Origin of the sequence: Serratia sp. BFP-2025 (assembly GCF_050880365.1) — a bacterium.
GTDB classification, from domain to species: Bacteria; Pseudomonadota; Gammaproteobacteria; order Enterobacterales; family Enterobacteriaceae; genus Serratia; species Serratia surfactantfaciens.
Genome location: NZ_JBPAFV010000001.1, coordinates 1,656,112 through 1,674,529 on the forward strand (window position 1 = coordinate 1,656,112; position 18,418 = coordinate 1,674,529).

At 59.1% G+C, this 18,418-nt stretch carries 11 protein-coding genes; 6 read left to right on the forward strand and 5 right to left on the reverse strand.

Annotated elements, in window-relative coordinates; translation table 11 throughout:
* The first annotated feature begins 2 nt into the window (after positions 1 to 2).
* Complete coding sequence (gene pqqF / locus ACRAWE_RS07690; RefSeq protein ID WP_432525195.1) at positions 3 to 2,321, forward strand: pyrroloquinoline quinone biosynthesis protein PqqF; 2,319 nt, start codon at positions 3 to 5, stop codon at positions 2,319 to 2,321.
* A 150-nt stretch (positions 2,322 to 2,471) separates the two neighbouring features.
* Here pqqF and ACRAWE_RS07695 read toward each other — a convergent pair whose 3' ends face one another.
* Positions 2,472 to 5,507 carry an autotransporter domain-containing protein gene (locus ACRAWE_RS07695; RefSeq protein WP_432525196.1) on the reverse strand — a complete coding sequence of 1,012 codons (3,036 nt, stop codon included), beginning with the start codon at positions 5,505 to 5,507 and terminating at the stop codon, positions 2,472 to 2,474.
* A 908-nt stretch (positions 5,508 to 6,415) separates the two neighbouring features.
* On the opposite strand from ACRAWE_RS07695, the gene ACRAWE_RS07700 reads away from it, so the two are divergent.
* Both ACRAWE_RS07700 and ACRAWE_RS07705 read left to right on the forward strand, forming a co-directional pair.
* Positions 6,416 to 8,509, forward strand: a complete 2,094-nt coding sequence (locus ACRAWE_RS07700; protein WP_063919450.1) for a putative bifunctional diguanylate cyclase/phosphodiesterase — start codon at positions 6,416 to 6,418, stop codon at positions 8,507 to 8,509.
* Between the two features lie 166 nt (positions 8,510 to 8,675).
* Complete coding sequence (locus ACRAWE_RS07705) at positions 8,676 to 9,593, forward strand: ABC transporter substrate-binding protein (protein WP_019455328.1); 918 nt, start codon at positions 8,676 to 8,678, stop codon at positions 9,591 to 9,593.
* 43 nt (positions 9,594 to 9,636) lie between these two features.
* Here the strand turns inward: ACRAWE_RS07705 and ACRAWE_RS07710 are convergent, their stop codons facing one another.
* Positions 9,637 to 11,421, reverse strand: coding sequence for a sigma-54-dependent Fis family transcriptional regulator (locus tag ACRAWE_RS07710; protein ID WP_432525197.1), 1,785 nt, complete (start codon positions 11,419 to 11,421; stop codon positions 9,637 to 9,639).
* Between the two features lie 275 nt (positions 11,422 to 11,696).
* Between ACRAWE_RS07710 and exaC the strand changes: the two genes are divergently transcribed.
* On the forward strand, positions 11,697 to 13,217 hold the full coding sequence (gene exaC / locus ACRAWE_RS07715; protein ID WP_025159746.1) for an acetaldehyde dehydrogenase ExaC: 1,521 nt from the start codon (positions 11,697 to 11,699) through the stop codon (positions 13,215 to 13,217).
* Positions 13,218 to 13,281: 64 nt separating this feature from the next.
* Here the strand turns inward: exaC and adhP are convergent, their stop codons facing one another.
* Complete coding sequence (adhP, locus tag ACRAWE_RS07720; RefSeq protein WP_004928541.1) at positions 13,282 to 14,298, reverse strand: alcohol dehydrogenase AdhP; 1,017 nt, start codon at positions 14,296 to 14,298, stop codon at positions 13,282 to 13,284.
* 270 nt (positions 14,299 to 14,568) lie between these two features.
* Between adhP and ACRAWE_RS07725 the strand changes: the two genes are divergently transcribed.
* A complete protein-coding gene (locus ACRAWE_RS07725) occupies positions 14,569 to 14,769 on the forward strand; it encodes a hypothetical protein (RefSeq protein WP_432525198.1) in 201 nt (66 codons plus the stop codon).
* Between the two features lie 65 nt (positions 14,770 to 14,834).
* On the opposite strand, the gene blh is transcribed toward ACRAWE_RS07725, so the two are convergent.
* Both blh and ACRAWE_RS07735 read right to left on the reverse strand, forming a co-directional pair.
* Entirely contained in the window at positions 14,835 to 16,124 is a 1,290-nt protein-coding gene (gene blh / locus ACRAWE_RS07730; protein ID WP_432525199.1) for a bifunctional sulfur transferase/dioxygenase Blh, read from the reverse strand.
* 16 nt (positions 16,125 to 16,140) lie between these two features.
* Positions 16,141 to 16,926: a sulfite exporter TauE/SafE family protein gene (locus ACRAWE_RS07735; protein ID WP_025159744.1), complete on the reverse strand. Its 786-nt coding sequence runs from the start codon at positions 16,924 to 16,926 to the stop codon at positions 16,141 to 16,143.
* Between the two features lie 191 nt (positions 16,927 to 17,117).
* Between ACRAWE_RS07735 and ACRAWE_RS07740 the strand changes: the two genes are divergently transcribed.
* Positions 17,118 to 18,359 carry an NAD(P)/FAD-dependent oxidoreductase gene (locus ACRAWE_RS07740; protein WP_432525200.1) on the forward strand — a complete coding sequence of 414 codons (1,242 nt, stop codon included), beginning with the start codon at positions 17,118 to 17,120 and terminating at the stop codon, positions 18,357 to 18,359.
* The last annotated feature ends 59 nt before the right edge of the window (positions 18,360 to 18,418 follow it).

The window sequence follows — 18,418 nt, forward strand, 5'->3', positions numbered from 1 at the left end:
CCATGACACTCGCCGCTGCCTCGTGGCAGCTCGCCAACGGTTTGGCCGTCAAGGCGATAAGCACCCCTGCAGCCGAGGCCGCCGCCGCGCTGGTGCGCATTGAGGCGGGCAGCTTTCAGGCGCCGGCCGCCTGGCCGGGCCTGGCGCATCTGCTGGAGCACCTGCTGTTTCGCGACAGCGTGAATTTCAGCGCGCAGGATGGCCTGATGGGCTGGGCGCCGTCGGTCGGCGGCCGGTTAAACGCCACGACCCAGGCCACGCAAACCGCGTTCTTCTTTGAGGTGGGCGCCGACCATCTGGCTGAAGGGTGGGCACGGCTGAGCGATATGCTGGCCGCCCCGCGGTTGACGGCGGAGGCGATCGCTCAGGAGATCGAGGTTATCGATGCCGAATACCGCTTACTGCGCGCCGATGTAGAAACCCGCTGCGAAGCGGCGCAGCGGCAAATGTTCAGCGGTCTTGACGCGTTGCACCGCTTTCACATCGGCAGCCGTGCCGCTTTCGGCAGCGATATTTCCGCACTGCAGCAGGCGCTGCGCCAGTTTCACCGTCAGTACTACCGAGCGCCAAACATGACGCTGTGGTTGCAAGGCCCGCAATCGCTGGAACAGTTGCATGCGCTGGCGCAGCGCTGCGCCAGCCGTTTGCCGCCGGACGCCGTCGCCCCGCGCCAACCATCGCCGCCGTTGACCGCCGTGGCGGATTACACCCTGCATCTCCCCGGCGCGCCGCAGCTGAGGCTGGTCTTTTCCCTGCCGGCCCCCCGCTCACGCGGCTGGCTGCGGCGACTGGAGCGTCTGCTGCAGGATGAAGCCCCTGGCGGGTTGTTGGCCCGGCTGCGCGCTCACGCGTGGTGCGACGCCGCGCGGCTGGATTATTCCCGCTGCGGCGAAAACAGCGCCCTGCTGAGTTTTATCTTCACCGTCAATCAGGGGACAGCCGTTGAAGCCGCCCGCATCGAAAGCGCCCTGTTGGCGTGGCTGCAGGCGCTGCGCTCGCTGACGCCGGCGCAGCTCGAACATTTCGGGCAGCTGGCAAATCGCGATTTTCAGCGTTTGGCGCCGCTCGAACAACTGCGCGCCAGAGCGTTTGGGCTGCCGCCGACTGAGCCGAACGACGATTGGCCACGGCATATTTCGGCGCTGATGAGCGCGCCGCGTCGTCGGTTGGCCGTGTGGCCCGAAAACGGCGGCGAAACGCGCGAAATTCAGGGGCTGCCGCTGGCGCTCACCCCTTTCGCCGGCGCCGCGCTGACGCCCGCAACGGAACCTTTCCACTTTTTCTCCTCCTCCGCGGCGCTGCCGATCCCGAACTTGCCAGCCGGCCAGGCGCCGCTGCGGCATCTGCACCCCGATACGGCGCAGCCGGTGTTGCTGCTGCGCCCCTCGCCCCCCAGCGCATTCAGCGAGCAGCAAGCCTATGGTTTACAGGCGGCGCTGCGCACCGGGGCGGCGGAACTCGCGCATCGGGAGGGGCATTTAAGCTTCACGCGCCATCAGGGCCTGTGGTTGCTGCAGTTGGCGGGCAGCAAGGCGCTGATCGGTCACGGCCTGAACGTCGTGAACCGCGCGCTGGCGGCCTTGCCGCCGGCCATCCTCGATGAAGCAGAAAGAAACCTGCGCCTCGCCCAGTCGGAACAACAAAACGCCATTGCCATTCGCCGCCTGTTGGCCCAATTGCCGGAGGCGTTGTGCACGCCGGCAGCAGCGACGCCGCAATGGCATGCCGCCTTAATCGGCGGCGATGGCGAGTTGCGGCGGCGGCTGTCGCATTTGCTGTACGACTTTCCCTATTCCGTGACCGCCGAGCCGCAGAGGCCGCCCCCTGCGCTTCATCACCCCGTCACGCTGACGGAAAGCGGCACCGAACACGCCTTGCTGCGCTTTTACCCGCTGCAGAGCGATGCAGCCGAAGGCCGCTGGGCGCTGCGCGTGTTGGCCCAGCTTTACGCGCCACGCTATTTTCAGCGGCTGCGCGTGGAGCGCAACATCGGTTACGTGGTGCAATGCGCCTTTCACCGCAGCGCCGATGTCGAAGGCCTGTTGTTTGCGCTGCAATCCCCGACATTCACCGTTGAACAGCTGCAGCAGTTAACTGACGAATTCTTGCTGCAGATGCGTCATGAGCTGGCGCAGCTTGGCGCTGACGAACTGGAACAGGCGCAGCAGGCGCTGCGGCAAAGTGTGCAATGCCTCAGCGCCGAGCCGTTGCAGCGCGCCCGGGAAATCGCCCTGGAACATCGCGAGGTGGTCGCTGCCGCTACGTCCCTCACGCCGGCGCAATTGCGCGATTGGCAGCAGCGTTTGCTTTCCTCTGATTGATTTACCCAGCGGCGAACACCGGCCGGGGGGGAATATGCCGCGCAGAAAGCATCGCCTCATGCCAAAGAAGGTTTCAACGCCGCCTGGACGCGAAAAAAAGCCCTCATCGTGACGATGGGGGCTGAATAAAACGAAGCATGTTAACAGCGGTCAGAAGCGCCAGGTCAGACCTGCGTTGACGCTGTTGTCCTGGTGGTTGGACGACAGCTGCCCGCCGTAGCCAAGGGACAGGACGGCGTTTTTGTTAACCGCTACATCCACGCCCGCTTTCAGGACCGCACCATCGCGAGACACAGGCACGCTGTTCACGTCGAACGCCGCATCAGTGCGTTTGAACATCAGCTGCGTTTTACGCTCCAGCTTGCCGTACTGGTGCTGCCAGCCCAGCTCGCCGCGCAGAGCGATCGCCACGCTGTCGGCTTGCCACTGGGTGTCGGCGCGCAGACCCAGCGTCGAAGCGGTGGCGGACTGACTTTGTTTGTCGCCGCGCAGCGCTGCCGCCCCGCCTTGCTCGGTGATCCCCTCGTTACGGTAATGGGTGTACGCCAGGTTGGCGAACGGCTCAAGGTTGACCGCATCGCTCGTCCAATCGTAACCACTTTCGATGAACAGCTGACCGGTGCGCGCGTTATACTTGGCCTTCTCGCGATCCGACTGCGCGCCATAGTTCACCGAGCGCGAGGTGTCGATGCGATGCCAGGTATAAGTGCCCCCCGCCCGCAGCGCCACTGCGCCGAAGCGTTTATCGCCGTACAGCCCCAGATGATAGTTGTCGCTGTGTGCGTCTGACTGATAACCGCCATCCAACGAGGTGCGGGTATACCCGGTCATCACCCCTAACCGACCGTCGTCGAACAGTTCGCTGTCCAGCCCCAGCAGCACGCCGTAAGTGGACGTCTGGTAACCGGTGGCGTTGTCGTTGCCGGAAGCATGCCCCCAGCTGCCCAGCAGTTTCGCCCAGGCGCCGTTGTCATCCGCTTTAATATCGGTAGCGACGCGGCGGCCTTCCGCCTGGCGCAAGCGCTCGGTGGCGGTATCGCGCAGGTAACGGCTTTCGTTGATCTGGGCGGAAGCCATATCCGCGTGGATCTGGCCAGACAGCTGACGGGTCGCCTGCTGCAGATCTCGGGCTGAGGTGAAGCCGAGGAAGCTTTCATAGACCGGATGGCCGGCCACGATGCTCGCCTCTTCGCTCACGGCTTGCGCCTCGCCCCCATCGCTTTGCAGCAGGTTGGCCGCTTCAGCCGCAGAGATCGTCACGCCGCGCTGGGCCGTTGTCGTGACCGGTTCCGTCGCGTTGAGCGTCTCCACCGCACGAGCTACCGCTTTCTCGTTCTCGGTGCTGGCCAGGCTGTCAAAACGGGCGGCGGTGCGCGTGATGCCAAGGCCGACGTCATTGCCCTGATAATCCAGCGCGACATTCACGAACGGGTACGACGGGTTGGCGTTTTCAAATCGACCGGTCACACCGTCCGTCGTGGTCAGGATGGTGTATTTGTTGCCCAGCAGACTCTGCGCCTCATTCTGCGACAGCAGGTTTTGGCTGCGCTCCAGGCTGACGTTCACACTGCCGCCGTTGAGGAAAGCGCGTCGCGCGGCGATCTTATCGCTGCGGCCTTTGTCCGCCACTTCCACGTTATACTGCGAACCGCGATCGAAGACGGCGTCATTCACCACGTGCAGCGTGCCAATGCCGTTGCCCGGCGCGACGCTGCCGCCGTGACCAGCTCGGAAGGCATTCACGCTGCCGCTGCCGGCCAGCGTGCCGCCGTTTTCGATATAGACGTTGGATACCACCGAGCCGTTGATTGCCAGCGCGCCCTGTTTCACCCAGGTATCACCGCGATAGGTATTGTTCCCCGCCAGTTCCAGCGTACCGGCGCCGATTTTGGTCAACCCGCCGTGGCCGGTGATGTCATTGCTCCACGAATCGAAATCGCACTCGCGCGACGTGCAGCGGCGCTCAACCGTGGTGCCGGATTCAACGGTATTGCCGAGGCCGGGAATATTTACCACGAATTGTTTTTCGCTATAGGAGCCCGGCACATAATATTCCTGTGGAATATCCTCCTTGGTGATAAACATTTTCGGCCCGTTGATCGCATCGCGTAAATTGACGCGCCCCCAGCCGAACAAATTATCAATACCGGGCACGCCTAAATCGGTGGCGGTAGTTTTGATCACGGCGGATATTTGATCGGCGCTCATATAAGGGAAGCGTTGCATCAATACGGCGGCGACACCGCTGACATGCGGCGCGGCCATTGAGGTGCCGGATTTGAAGCCGTAATTTTGATTAACCGACAGCTCGCCTTTATTGTAAGCATCACGATTAACGGCGCCGCCGGTATTAGACTCCAACCGGCCGACCGTGCTGTATATATCGGAGCCTGGCGCGGAAACGCAGTAGCTCGCCGTTTGACCGCAGCTGGTCGAAGAGACGCTTAAGTTGTTTTCGTCGCTCAAGTTGGTCACGATCAGGTAATTGTTCAACACGTCCGGGAAGGCATAAGGCAGTGACTTTTGCGCTTCGGGAATGTTGTAATTGTTGTAATTGCCTGCCGAGAAGACGATCAGCTTACCGTGCCTGGCCGCACGCAGCAGCGCCGACATGGAGCTATGCGCGCCGGTCGGCACCGGCTGTTGGCTGCCCCATTCCACGCTGGACTTGCTGCGCATCATTTCGCCGATTACATCGCCTTTGACGAACGCCACATAGTCCGGTCTGCCGTTAGGTAACCAGATGATGTCACCCTTGGCGTCTCGCCGAATGTCCGGCGCAATCCCCCAGCTGTTGCTGATGATGCGCGCCGCGCTCTGAATCAGCTCTTCACGGCCGTTGCGATTACCGTAATCATTCAATTTGGTGCCGATAATATCCGCGTCGAAAGCGACGCCGTGCATGCCTGCGCCATCTCTTTTAGCCGCGGCAATACCGGCTACGTGCGTGCCGTGATCGCCGAAAGACATATTATCTAGTTTATCGTATGAGAAATTATAACTGCCGTTATCCAGACGCGTCAGTTTACCGGCGAATTCAGAATGGGAAAGAATGGCATTATCGATAATACCGATAGTGACGCCTTTACCGGTATAGCCTCTGGCATAGGCATATTCGGCGGAAATCGCCGCAAGCCCCCATTGACGATTAAACTCGGCGGTTTTCCAACTGTCAGGCACGCCCAACCGGCCGGGATCCTGATAAGCGGCAAGAGAAGAATGAATGGATAAGCCATAACAACCCAGAAAAACGCAATACGCTAACTTCAATCTTTTATTAAGTATCATTTTACGCTCCATGTTTATTTATACCCAGAAGAAAACTTACGTTTTAACCGCCCTGCGACCTCCCTCGATCGTGAAACGACAGATAACGCATGCAGGCCCGACGCGGGCCGCATGAACAGACATGCTGAGTGATGCAGATGGCGCTGGCAGACAAAGGAATGTCGCCGCGCCGGGCGCCTATGGCGCAGACGTCTAAAGAGGAGGCGAATGTACGCTTGCCGGCGCCGTTGCGCCGGAATGGCCCGGCCATCGGGACCGGGCCTGGGGATCAGGCTGTAGATGCATTTCGTTTTATCATCCAGTTTTTCTAATGCTTTTCATTCGCGAGGCTATCTTATACGTAAGCAAAGTGTCAACAGATGAAACAAAACATTTCTTGATTTGTATCATGACTTTTCTGCTAAACCCCGGCCAACGGCGCTGCGACTACCGCTGGAGAGTGCATAAAATGGCGGTTATTGCCGCCATAAGTGAGATTTTTGTCAGTGAATGCGCATAGAGCCGGCAGAACAGCCGGTGGGAGAGCATAAAAACGCCTGAACATTTCATCAAATAGAAACATCAAGATTGATTAATTTTTATGGCAATATCCGATCGTGGTCGGATCACTTATTTTTCGTCGCAATATAAGGGCTGCTTATAAATAACAGGAATATTCCTAATGCGTTCGCGCGGGATGTATTCCATGCTAGCGGGCTGATTTTTAGCCGTGCCCGCTGGCTATTCCCATTTTCATTGGCAAAACTATATTGAAAGAGGCTCTGCTATAGAGCGAGAATATGGGTAATTTTCCGAGGAAATACCGCATGACCCTGTTGCCCAAGCAGACCAATAACAAAAATCCGATTGATCTCTATGGCGAAATCGTAGACGACTTGCCCGGTCTGATTTGCTTCGGCAACCGCCTTGGCGGCTACTTTAATAAACAGTGGCGCGACTATACCGGCGCAAACGCCGGCGAGCACGGCGCCGCCGACTGGCTCGATGCCCTGCATCCCGACGATCGCGATCGGATGGCCGCGCAATGGCGCCAGGCGATCGTCGCCCTCTCCTCGTTCGCCGGCGAAGCTCGCCTGTGCGATCGCCACGGCATCTACCGTTGGTTTATGCTGGCGTTCAATGCCCGCCAGGATGGCATGGCGTTAGAGCCCAGCTGGTACCTCGCCGCCACCGATATTCATCTGCAAATGCTGCAGCGCCAGCAAAACGTTCAGGCGCTCTCCATCCAGCAAGACATGCTGGACGCCAGCCTCGACTGTATCAAAGTGATCAATAACGACGGGACGCTGCGCCACATGAACCGGTCCGGCAGCCTGGCGCTCGGTCTTGACCCGGCGCAAAAAGAGTTCGGCATGTCCTGGCTGGGGTTGCTGTCGCCCGAAATCCGCCGCCGTGGCCGCAAGGCGCTGCGCAGCGTCAGAGCGGGTAAAAATGCGCGCTTCACGGGATTGAGCGTGACGCCGCAGGGCAAAAAACAGCACTGGGACAATATTCTCACCCCGGTCAGCGACGAACACGGCGCGGTGGCCGAGATCTTGTGCGTCTCGCGCGACGTAACCTCGCAGCGCGTGATGGAGCAGCGTCTGTTGCTCGCCAGCGAGTATGACGAATTGACCGGCCTGCCCAACCGGCGTCTGTTCAAGAAAAAACTGAAGCAAGAGATGAAACGCGCCCTGCACGGCGGCAAGTCGCTCGGGCTGATGCTGTTGGACCTTGACCATTTCAAGCTGGTGAACGACACACTGGGCCACGCGGCAGGTGACCATCTGCTGCGGGTGCTGGGTAAAAGGCTCAGCGCCTGCATGAATACCCACTCGTTCGTCTCGCGTCTCGGCGGCGACGAATTCGCCGTGGTGATAAGCGACGTCGAAAACGAGCAGGACATTTTTCGCATCGCCAACAAATTTCTGTTGCAGCTGGAGACGCCGATCACCCACGGCGGCAAAACGCTGCATTGCGGCATGAGCATCGGCGGCGCTATCTATCCCAAAGACGCCCGCGACGCTTCAGAGCTGATGAAATGCGCCGATACCGCGCTGTATGAGTTGAAGGACGGCGGCCGCGGCGGCGTTTATATGTTCGATCGCAAGATGATGGACAAAGCCAGCGCGCGCGCCAGCCAACTCAACTACGCACGTCAGATCGTGCGCGACAACTGCATCCGCCCCAACTATCAGCCGAAGGTCTGCCTGACCGACGGCAGCATTGTCGGCTTCGAAGCGCTGCTGCGCTGGCATTGCCCGATCAACGGCGTGCAGTTGCCGGCGACGGTGAGCGAGGCATTCAACGACTACGAGCTGGCGACCAAAATCAGCGAAGCCATGCAGCTGAAGGTGTTCGCCGATATCGCCCGTTGGCGCGCAGCCGGCGTGGCGGTGCGGCCGGTTTCGCTGAACGTGTCGCCGATCGAATTTTTACGCGACAATTATGCCGAAACCTTCCTGCAGCGCCTGCTGAAATTCCATATTCCCCACCACCTGATCGAACTGGAAGTGACCGAACACGCGTTCAACAAACACGGGTCGAAATACGTGCTGCGCGCGCTGCAAATGCTCAAGGAAATGGGCATCCGCATCGCGTTGGACGACTTCGGCACTGGCCACTCCTCCTTCAGCCATATCATGGACTACCCGCTGGACTGCATTAAGCTGGATTGCGACTTCGTTCAACGCATGAACACCGAACCGGCGATCCTGGCGATCGTGGAAAGCATCGGCATCCTCGGTCAAAAGCTGTCGATCGATATCATCGCCGAGGGGGTGGAAACCGAACAGCAGCGCCAGACGCTGTGCGAAGCCGGTTTCCATATCGGCCAGGGTTTTCTGTTCAGCCGCGCGGTGGACTCCCAGCGGGTACCGGCGCTGCTGCAGGGGATGCCGCAGCCCGTGGGCGGCCGTTAAACGCCCTGCCGTTTGTCATGCGGCGCGATCTGTCTTCAGCGCCGGCGGCGGCGCATCATGATTTTTCCAAGATTGGTTAGTTGATTTTGTTCGTTCACAGACCCGCAGCCTTCAGAGATAGTGCAACGACCTTGTGGCACTGATAATAATGAAGGTAATTAACATAATGATAGATAGCAAAAAAATGATAATGATTGCGGCGCTGCTGAGCTTTTCCGCCGCCGCCGCACCGGGCGTGGATCTCGTCGCCAACGAAACGCCGATCCACACGGTGAAAAACGCCGAAGCCGTCGCCAAAATCCCCGTCGGTTTCCGGTTCGTGGAGCCCGGCACGCTGACGGTGGCCATCTCCCTGCTGGGCAGCGGCCCGCCGTTCGGTCTGTACGCCCGCGACAATAAAACGGTGATCGGCAGCGAGGCGGATATCGCGCGGTTGGTGGCCGACGGATTAGGGTTGAAACTCAAGCTGGTGCCTACCTCATGGGAAGACTGGCCGCTGGGAGTGGCCTCTGGCAAATATGACGCCGCAGTTTACAACATCACCGTAACCAACGAACGCAAGACCAAATTCGATTTCGCCACCTATCGCCAGGATACGCTGGGCTTCTACGTCAAATCCGACAGTAAAATCACCCGGATAAAAACGGCGCCGGATATCGCCGGCAAAAAGATCATCGTCGATTCAGGCACCAATCAGGAAGCGGTGCTGCTAGCCTGGGACAAGGAGAACCGCGCCAAGGGGCTCGCGCCGCTGCAGCCGGTGTACGTCACCGATAAGGCCGCCTCCACGCTGGCCATTCAGTCCGGACGTGCCGATGCCACTTTCGGCCCCAACGTCTCCGGCGCTTACCAGGCGCGGCTGACCGGCAAAACCCGGCTGGTGGGCATCGTGCCCGGCGGCTGGCCGAAGACCGCCAACATCGCCGTCACGCTGAAAAAAGGCAACGGCCTGGTGGACGCGGTGCAGGCTTCGCTCAACGGCGCCATCGCCAACGGCAGCTATCTGCAGGTATTGGATCGCTGGGCGGAGAGCGACGAGAAAATCGACCATTCGCAGATTAACCCGCCGGGACTGGGGGATTGAGATAAGCACAGGCCCCGCGCGGCGGGGCCTTACCGACGGCCAATCATGCCGTTTCATTCCCCAGCGCTTTCTGCCTCCCCAGCTTGCGATACAACGTGCTGCGCGAAACGCCGAGCGCTTTCGCCGCCCGGCTGAGGTTGCCATTCGCCTTGTCGATCGCCGCCTGCAGATCCCCAAGGCCGGCGTCGGCGTCCACCCGCTGTGGCGCCAACACCGCGATGGACTGCGGCAGATCGTCCAGGCTCAGCACTGCGTGATCGTCCGCCAGCGCCAGCAGCACTTTGAGCGTACTCAGCAATTGCCGCACGTTGCCCGGCCACGGATAGCGCGCCAGCATCGCCAGCGCCTCCGGCAACAGCCGAATGCCGCGCCGCTCGCCGCCCAGCTCTCGCCACAGCTGCAGAATGAAGGTCTCCAATTGCGCTCGCTCTCTGAGCGGCGGGATGCGCAGGCTGTATTCCTGGATGCGATACAGCAAATCCTCGCGAAACGCCCCTGCCTGCACCAGCCGGTGCAGATCGTGGTGGGTGGCGCAGACCAGCGCGAAATCGACCGGATAAGCGCTGCGGCTGCCTAGCGGCGTGACGGTTTTTTCCTGCAGTACCCGCAGCAGGCGCGTTTGCAGGCCCGCCGGCATGTCGCCGATCTCATCCAGGAACAGCACGCCGCCGTCCGCCTCGCGGATCTTGCCGATATAACCTTTAGGGTTGGCGCCGGTAAACGCCCCCGGCGCATAGCCAAACAGCTCGGACTCGATCAGCGGTTCAGGCAGCGCCGCGCAGTTGATCGCCACAAAGTTGCCGTTGCGCCAGCGGCTCTCCTGGAACAGGCGGCGGCTGAAGTGCTCTTTGCCGCAGCCGGTTTCGCCGGTCACGCACAAGGCGAGGCCGGCGTTGAGAATGCGCAACGCCTTCTGATGTTGTTCGTCGGCTCTTTCCTCCGGCGGCACCGAACGCAGGGCGCTGACGCGGCGCTGCGGCGCCTCGAGCAGCGAATAATAATGCCGTTGATTGCCGGCCAGCGTCTGACGCGGCGCGCCGGCGGGCTGCCGTAACAGCTCGGGGAACAGCTGGGCGAACTCAAGCGAGCCAAAGGCCGCCGGCGAGAGTTGAAACTCCATCATCGCCAACCGATTGGCGGCGACCAGCACTTCGTCGTGGAATACCAGCAACAGCTCCTGCGCGCTGCCCAGGCGACCGGCATCGGCGTGCAGGCGCAGCGTCCAGTGGCGATCGGCGATCGCGCTTCTGACCCAACGGTGTTCGATATGCCGCACCGCCTGCATGATCAGGCGCTGCGCGTCAGGATACGGACGCTGGGCGGGCGCGGAGAGATCCAGTATGCCGGCAATGCGGCCATCCGGCCGATAGATCGGCGCGGCGGTGCAGTTCAACCCGGCATTTTGGTTGAGAAAATGCTGGTCGCCGCGCACTTCGCAGAAAGCGCCCAGCGCCAGCGCGGTACCGATGGCGTTGGTGCCCCGCTCCGCTTCTCCCCACTGGTTGCCCGGCGCCAGCGCAAAGCGCGACGCTTTGTGCAGAAAGTCGGTATTACCGCAGGTTTCCAGCACCAGCCCGTCGGCGTCGGCGATCACTACGATGGCGGGTTGGCGCGTAATTTTCGCACCCAGCTGCTCGATCAGCGGCTGCACCCGCTGCGGTACCCAATCGTTGCGGCTGCGCAGCTCTTCAAGAAATCCGGCTTTGATAAACGGGATATGTTGATCGGTGCGCGTCAAGCCATAACCCTGGCTGCGTTGCCAGGATTCCGCCAACGGCTGGGTCAGCAAGCTGGCGCCCTCTGCGGGCAAGCGGTCGTCAGGCAACATGCGTTTCTCCCCCGTTCGCGAGTGTTGCAAACTTGTATCATAAATGTGTATCAGGCGTTGCGACACGGGACACAAAAAATCATCGGCGACGGCGACGCCGCGCGATTCGCCAAGCGGCATGAATTTCTAATTCCATAATAAACAATCACTTTTAATAAGCACCCTTGCCCTTCATCAATCTGGCACGGAGCGTGCTTCTCTGTGCGGCGGCGACATGCCGCACTCACAGGCGCAGCGCAATAGCGCCGGTTATCTTCTGCAGAGAGGTGCTTCACATGAAATATGTCCACCCCGGTTTGCCTGGCTCGCTGGTTTCGTTCCGCAAACGCTATGGCAACTACATTGGCGGCAAATTTGTCGAACCGGTATCCGGCAACTACTTCACCAACACCTCGCCGGTGACCGGCCAGCCGATCGCCGAATTCCCGCGTTCCGACGCCAAAGACATTGAGCTGGCGCTCGACGCGGCGCATGCGGCGGCGGACGCCTGGGGCAAAACCAGCGTGCAGGAACGTTCCAACGTGCTGCTGGCGATCGCCGATCGCATCGAATCGCGGTTGGAGATGCTGGCGCTGACCGAAACCTGGGACAACGGCAAACCGATCCGCGAAACCCTGAACGCCGATCTGCCGCTGGCGGTCGATCATTTCCGCTACTTCGCCGGTTGCCTGCGCGCGCAGGAGGGCACCGCAGCGGAAATCGACCAAAACACCGTGGCCTACCATATCTATGAACCGCTGGGCGTGGTCGGCCAGATCATTCCGTGGAACTTCCCGCTGTTGATGGCTGCCTGGAAACTGGCGCCGGCGCTGGCTGGAGGTAACTGTGTGGTGCTGAAACCGGCGGAACAGACGCCGCTCGGCATCAGCGTGTTGATGGAAGAGATCGGCGATCTGCTGCCGCCGGGCGTACTCAACGTGGTGCAAGGCTTCGGCGCCGAGGCCGGCGAAGCGCTGGCGCGCAGCAAACGCATCGAAAAAATCGCCTTCACCGGTTCCACGCCGGTCGGCCGTCACATCCTCGCCTGTGCGGCGGAGAACATTATCCCCAGTACCGTCGAGCTGGGCGGCAAATCGCCGAATATCTATTTTGAAGACATCATGCAGGCGGAACCGGAGTTTATCGACAAGGCGGTTGAGGGGCTGGTGCTGGGCTTCTTCAACCAGGGTGAGGTTTGCACCTGCCCTTCACGGGCGTTGATTCAGGAATCCATCTACCCGCAGTTTATGGAGAAAGTGCTGGCGCGCATCGCCGCCATCCGCCAGGGCGATCCCTTCGACACCGAGACCATGATCGGCGCCCAGGCGTCCAAGCAGCAGTACGACAAGATCCTGTCCTATATCGACATCGCTAAAAACGAGGGAGGCAAAATCGTGGTAGGCGGCGAACCCGCCCAGCGTGGCGACGAAGTGCAAAACGGTTTCTATCTGCAGCCAACGCTGATTACCGGCAACAACAGCATGCGTTTCTTCCGCGAGGAAATCTTCGGGCCGGTGATTGGCGTCACCACCTTCAAGGATGAGGCCGAAGCCCTGGCGCTGGCCAACGATACCGAGTTTGGACTGGGCGCCGGGTTGTGGACCCGCGACATCAACCGCGCCTACCGCATGGGACGCGCGATCAAGGCCGGCCGCGTATGGACCAACTGCTACCACCTGTATCCAGCGCACGCCGCTTTCGGCGGCTACAAGAACTCCGGCATCGGACGCGAAACCCACAAGGCGGCGCTGTCGCACTATCAACAGGTGAAAAACCTGCTGGTCAGCTACGACGCCAAACCGCTGGGTTTGTTCTGACTCGCGGTAACAACAACAAGGCCACCCGCAGGTGGCCTTTTTTTCACGCAGTGGATGACGCGGGTTATTTCGCCATGCCGAGATCGATCACCATGCGCCCGCGAATGGTGCCGGCTTTCATCTCGTCGAAGATGGCGTTGATATCGCCCAGCGGCCGCTTGGTCACTTTCGGCGTCACCTTGCCTTCGGCAGCGAACTGGAAGGCCTCTTTCAGGTCTTCGCGCGTGCCCACCAGCGAGCCGACCACCTGAATGCCGTCCAGCACCAGGCGCGGAATGCTCAGATCCATGCTCTCCGGCGGCAGCCCCACCGCCACCACTTTACCGCCGGCGCGCACCGCATTGACCGCCGAGTTGAAGGCGGCTTTCGCCACCGCCGTCACTACCGCCGCATGAGCGCCGCCGGTTTGCTGCTGAATGATCTCTTCCGCATTTTGCGTTTTGGAGTTGATGGTCAGATCGGCGCCGATCTGTTTGGCGAACTCCAGCTGGCCGTCGTTGACGTCGATGGCGATCACTTTGGCGTTAAACACGTTCTTGGCGTACTGCAGCGCCAGGTTGCCCAGCCCGCCCAGGCCATAAATGGCGATCCACTGCCCCGGTTTGATATCGGAAATTTTCACCGCTTTGTAGGTGGTGACGCCGGCGCAGGTGATGCTGCTGGCGGCGAAAGAATCGAGTCCGTCCGGCACTTTCACCGCGTAGTCCGCCACCACGATGCACTCTTCCGCCATGCCGCCGTCAACGCTGTAGCCGGCGTTTTTCACCGAGCGGCACAGGGTCTCGTTGCCGCTGACGCAATACTCGCAATGGCCGCAACCCTGGTAAAACCAGGCGACGCTGGCGCGGTCACCCACTTTTAACGAGGTGACGCCCTCACCGACGGCGGAGACCACGCCGATGCCTTCATGCCCCAACGTAATGCCCGGCACCTCGCCGAAATCGCCGTTTTTCACGTGCAAATCGGTGTGGCACACCCCGCAACACTCCATTTTCAACGCCGCTTCGCCGTGCTTGAGCGGGCGCAGCACTTTATCCTGAATATCTACGGTATGGTTTTTCGTCACTACGGCAGCTTTCATGGTGTTTTCCTTAGCAGAGTGGGAAGTACAGTTGTTAATGTAGTGACTGTATTCGGTGAGGGCAAGCACCGCGTGTTTTGTGTAAAAACAAATAATTAAATATGAATCAGGATGATTATTTCATAAAAAACAATTAACAGACGGCGCGATCTCATTCGAATTGACGCCGCCCCAGCGGCGGCGGATGATAAGAAAGGGTCAAGATATTGCCTACATGTCATCAACGAGGCACGATCGGGCCACCAACGCAAAATGAAGAGGCAACTGCACATGTTCTCCAAAATACAGTTCCGCTGGTGGAGCGTGCCACTGGCGGTGCTGCTTACCGTTGCGCTCTTTATGGCGCTGGATAGCTGGGGCCTAACCCAGGGGGTTAGTGGCTTGTTGCGTTCGCTGCTCGTGAGCAGCGTCAGCGTTATTTTGCTGTATGGCATCAACCGGATTGCCGCAAAACAAGCATCAAACCACTGACACCACGTACCTACTGCCGGCGCCGATGATTTCTGTCTATTCCACCTGAAATGTTGTTGTTTGACTCATCCCTTGAATCGATTAACAGGAATTTTGAGGTAGTGCTGCCCATCGTCTTCGCAGTCGGGCAGCACGCCGCCGCGGATGTTGACCTGCAGCGCCATCAGCATGAGTTCCGGATGCGGCAGCGTGGCGTCCCGCTGCTTTCTTTGCGCAATAAATCGGGACTTATCCATATTGACCACCCAGGGATTGTTCTCGCGCTGCTCTCTCACCGTGCTTTCCCAGCGGACCTCACGCCCCGCCGGGCGGTAATCATGGCCGGTAAACAGCCGGGTATCCGCAGGCAGGCTCAGAATCCGCTGCAATGAATCCCATAAGACTTCCGCATTGCCGCCGGGGAAATCGGCCCTTGCGGTGCCGCTGTCCGGCATGAAGAACGTATCGTGGATAAAGGCCGCATCCGCAATGTAATAAGTGACCGACGCCAGAGTGTGCCCGGGAGACAGCAAGACTTCAGCGCGCAGGTTGCCGATAAAAAAGACGTCTCCATCCGCGAACAGCGCATCCCAGACGGTATTGGCCGCAGGCAGGTCTTTTAAATTGTAGATCTCTTCCCACAGCCCCTGAACGGCGGCAATTTTTTCGCCGATGCCGGTGAAGGCGCCGGTTTTCTGCGCCAGCCAGGTGGCGGCGGAGAAGTGGTCGGCATGCGGATGGGTATCCAATACCCAGGCGACGCCCCACCCCCGTTGCTGAATAAAATCCAGGATCTTGCGGGCCTGCTGGTGCGATACCGTTCCCGAGCGGCGGTCAAAATCCAGCACCGGATCGATGATCGCACAGCGGCGCGCTGCGGGATCGGCGACGACATACTGCAGGCTGCCGCTTTCCGGCTCATAAAACGTGTGCACTTCCGCGTGAGGCTGAACGACCTGATGCCGACCATACCAGCCCAGCGCCTTATCGGCATCGGCGCCATACTCTGCGCACTGGCTGCGAAATTGCGCTTCGTCTATCTGGCCTTCGCGCAGCGCATACAGCAGGGAAAGGCAGGCAGAACGCGCTCCGCTCCTGCAATGCGCCAAGGTCTTCTCACCCCGCCGCAACAGGTAATGGAAGGTATAAACGGTCTCCCAGGTCAGCGTGTCGAACGTGTAAGGCAGATAGACGTAGCCCATTCCCCATTGCTCAGCCAACGCTTTCTCTTGTTGATGGTTAAGGTACTCTCCCGGCTCTTCATCTGGTCGATTGTTGACGATAAACCGATAGCCTTGTTGATGCAGGATAGCGAAATCATTCGCTGCGGGCGCCCCCGAAAAGGAGAGCTGATGATGGTAAGTACGGATGTGCATATTTTTTCCTTTTGTTTTATAGGCTTTTAAAAAGCATATAAAGGGCCAGCACCAGCAACATGCCGGCATAGAGCACACGGATAATGTCCTCGCGTTTTTTCAGGCGCTCGGTGAGCGTCACTCCCACGACGCCCCCCAGAACGCCGCCGACAATGAGCCAGCAGGTAATGGCTAGCGACACCTTGCCGGACATGGCATAGCTTGCGCTTGTCGATAATCCCATGGCGGAAACCACGACCAGTGAGGTCGCCACCGCTTCAACCAGCGAAAAGCGGAAGAACCAGAGCAGCGCCGGCACCACCAAAAATCCGCCGCCGATGCCCAAAAAACCGGCCACCGCGCCCAGCGCCAGCACGCTGGGCCACACGATGGCGGGATGAAATGTCGGATGGGAGGACGGTAATCCGTTGCCTGCCCGATGATTTCTTTTCAGCGTCAATCCGGCGACAACCAGCATCAGCAAAGAGAAAGGCAGGGTTAAATGGTGCCCGTCCGTCATTTTTCCCACCTGAGAGCCCACCAGCGTTCCCACCACCGCCACCAGCGAAACGGTAACGCCGGTCTGCCACCGGACGTTTCCTTTGGCGGCATGAACAAAAAGATTGATCAGCGCGCTAATGGCAACGGACATGGCGCTGGTGCCTATAACCAAGTGGGTATCCGGGATTTTCACCATATACAGCAGCAAGGGCACGCAGACGATGGATCCGCCTCCCCCGGTCAGAGCCAGGAGAAATCCGACTATTCCCCCGGTTATCACCAACAGCGTCAGGGTATAAAAAGTAAAATGGAAAAAATCCAATGCGTTAATTCCCTTTCGATATTTATGGCATTTATTAACGATCAGTTTGCGTTGATTGTCAAATAACTTATTGCATTTAGCTATTACATATAGCTAAATCGAATATGTCATTTTTAATATAACCATAAGTTCTATAAATTATCTTTAAATCTGAGCCGCAACCCCCTACTTTCTTATGAAAGGAGACCTGCATGAAACCAGAAAAAATAAACACCCTGAAGAAAGTTGTTGTTATTGGCGGTGGTTCATCTGGCATCGGCGTCATCGCAAGCATAAGGAAGCGAGTTAAAGAGGCGGATATAACTGTCGTTGAACCCAATGACTGTCATTATTACCAGCCGGCATGGACCCTGGTGGGCGGCGGGCTCTTTGATATAAGTAAAACGCGGCGCGCCATGCGCGATGTGATTCCTTCTGGCGTCTCATGGCTCCAGGACAGCGTTGTCAGGGTTGACCCCGATGAAAAATATATCGAGACCCGTCAGGGGAAACGCGTAAGCTATGATTTCCTTATTGTTGCCTGCGGCCTTGTTTTACGTTGGGATAAAATAGAAGGCCTTGAAGAGACGTTAGGGTTTAACGGCGTCACCTCTAATTATCGTTTTGATCTTGCAGAATACACCTGGAAACTTGTCCGGGAGATGCAAGGCGGCAAGGCGATATTTTCCCAACCCACGCTTCCCATAAAATGCGCCGGCGCGCCGCAAAAAGCCTTATATCTTTCATGCGATCATTGGCGGCGGCAAGGCGTTCTGAATAATATTAACGTCAATTTCTGCCTTGCGGGCACGGCGGTTTTCGGTGTGCCGCAATTTGTTCCTCCGCTGACCGATTATTTGAAAAAATACCGCGCACAGGTCAATTTTCGGCATAATTTAGTGCGCGTCGAAGGGAAGCGTCGGCAGGCGATCTTTGCTCTGGACAGTGATAGTGATGAAGAAGATAAACGCGAGGTCACACTGCCCTTCGACATGCTCCACGTTGTGCCGCCTCAGTCCGCACCGGCGTTTATTGCCCAAAGCGGCCTGTCTGACGGATCCGGTTGGTGCGACGTGGATAAGTTCACTCTGCAGCATAAGCGCTGGCAGACGATTTTTGCCGTTGGCGACTGTTGCGCCACGCCCAACGCCAAAACCCTGGCTGCGGCTCGCAAACAGGTGGTGGTGGTCGCCGAGAACATCGCGGCGCTGATTAACGGCGCTCCGCCCACGGCGCATTACGATGGCTATGGCTCGTGCCCATTGACGGTAGAAAAAGGCAAGGTTGTGCTGGCTGAGTTTGGTTACGACAGTAAATTGCTCCCCACCTTTCCCCTGCTCGACAACACCCAACCCAGCCGCATGGCATGGTGGCTGAAAGCCTGGTTTTTACCCCGATTTTATTGGGCGGGCATGCTGCGTGGGGTCGAATGGCTCGCCAAAAGCAAGCCATAGCGCCCGAGGGTCTGAGGCCGCCGCCGTTATCCGCGCCTGGCGGCCTCAGCAGGCGCTTG

What these genes read in the sequence shown, in the direction of transcription:
- pqqF (WP_432525195.1), top strand. Translation starts at nt 3, where the DNA reads ATGACACTCGCCGCTGCCTCGTGGCAGCTCGCCAACGGTTTGGCCGTC.
- ACRAWE_RS07700 (WP_063919450.1), top strand. Translation starts at nt 6,416, where the DNA reads ATGACCCTGTTGCCCAAGCAGACCAATAACAAAAATCCGATTGATCTC.
- ACRAWE_RS07705 (WP_019455328.1), top strand. Translation starts at nt 8,676, where the DNA reads ATGATAGATAGCAAAAAAATGATAATGATTGCGGCGCTGCTGAGCTTT.
- ACRAWE_RS07710 (WP_432525197.1), bottom strand. Translation starts at nt 11,421, where the DNA reads ATGTTGCCTGACGACCGCTTGCCCGCAGAGGGCGCCAGCTTGCTGACC.
- exaC (WP_025159746.1), top strand. Translation starts at nt 11,697, where the DNA reads ATGAAATATGTCCACCCCGGTTTGCCTGGCTCGCTGGTTTCGTTCCGC.
- adhP (WP_004928541.1), bottom strand. Translation starts at nt 14,298, where the DNA reads ATGAAAGCTGCCGTAGTGACGAAAAACCATACCGTAGATATTCAGGAT.
- ACRAWE_RS07725 (WP_432525198.1), top strand. Translation starts at nt 14,569, where the DNA reads ATGTTCTCCAAAATACAGTTCCGCTGGTGGAGCGTGCCACTGGCGGTG.
- blh (WP_432525199.1), bottom strand. Translation starts at nt 16,124, where the DNA reads ATGCACATCCGTACTTACCATCATCAGCTCTCCTTTTCGGGGGCGCCC.
- ACRAWE_RS07740 (WP_432525200.1), top strand. Translation starts at nt 17,118, where the DNA reads ATGAAACCAGAAAAAATAAACACCCTGAAGAAAGTTGTTGTTATTGGC.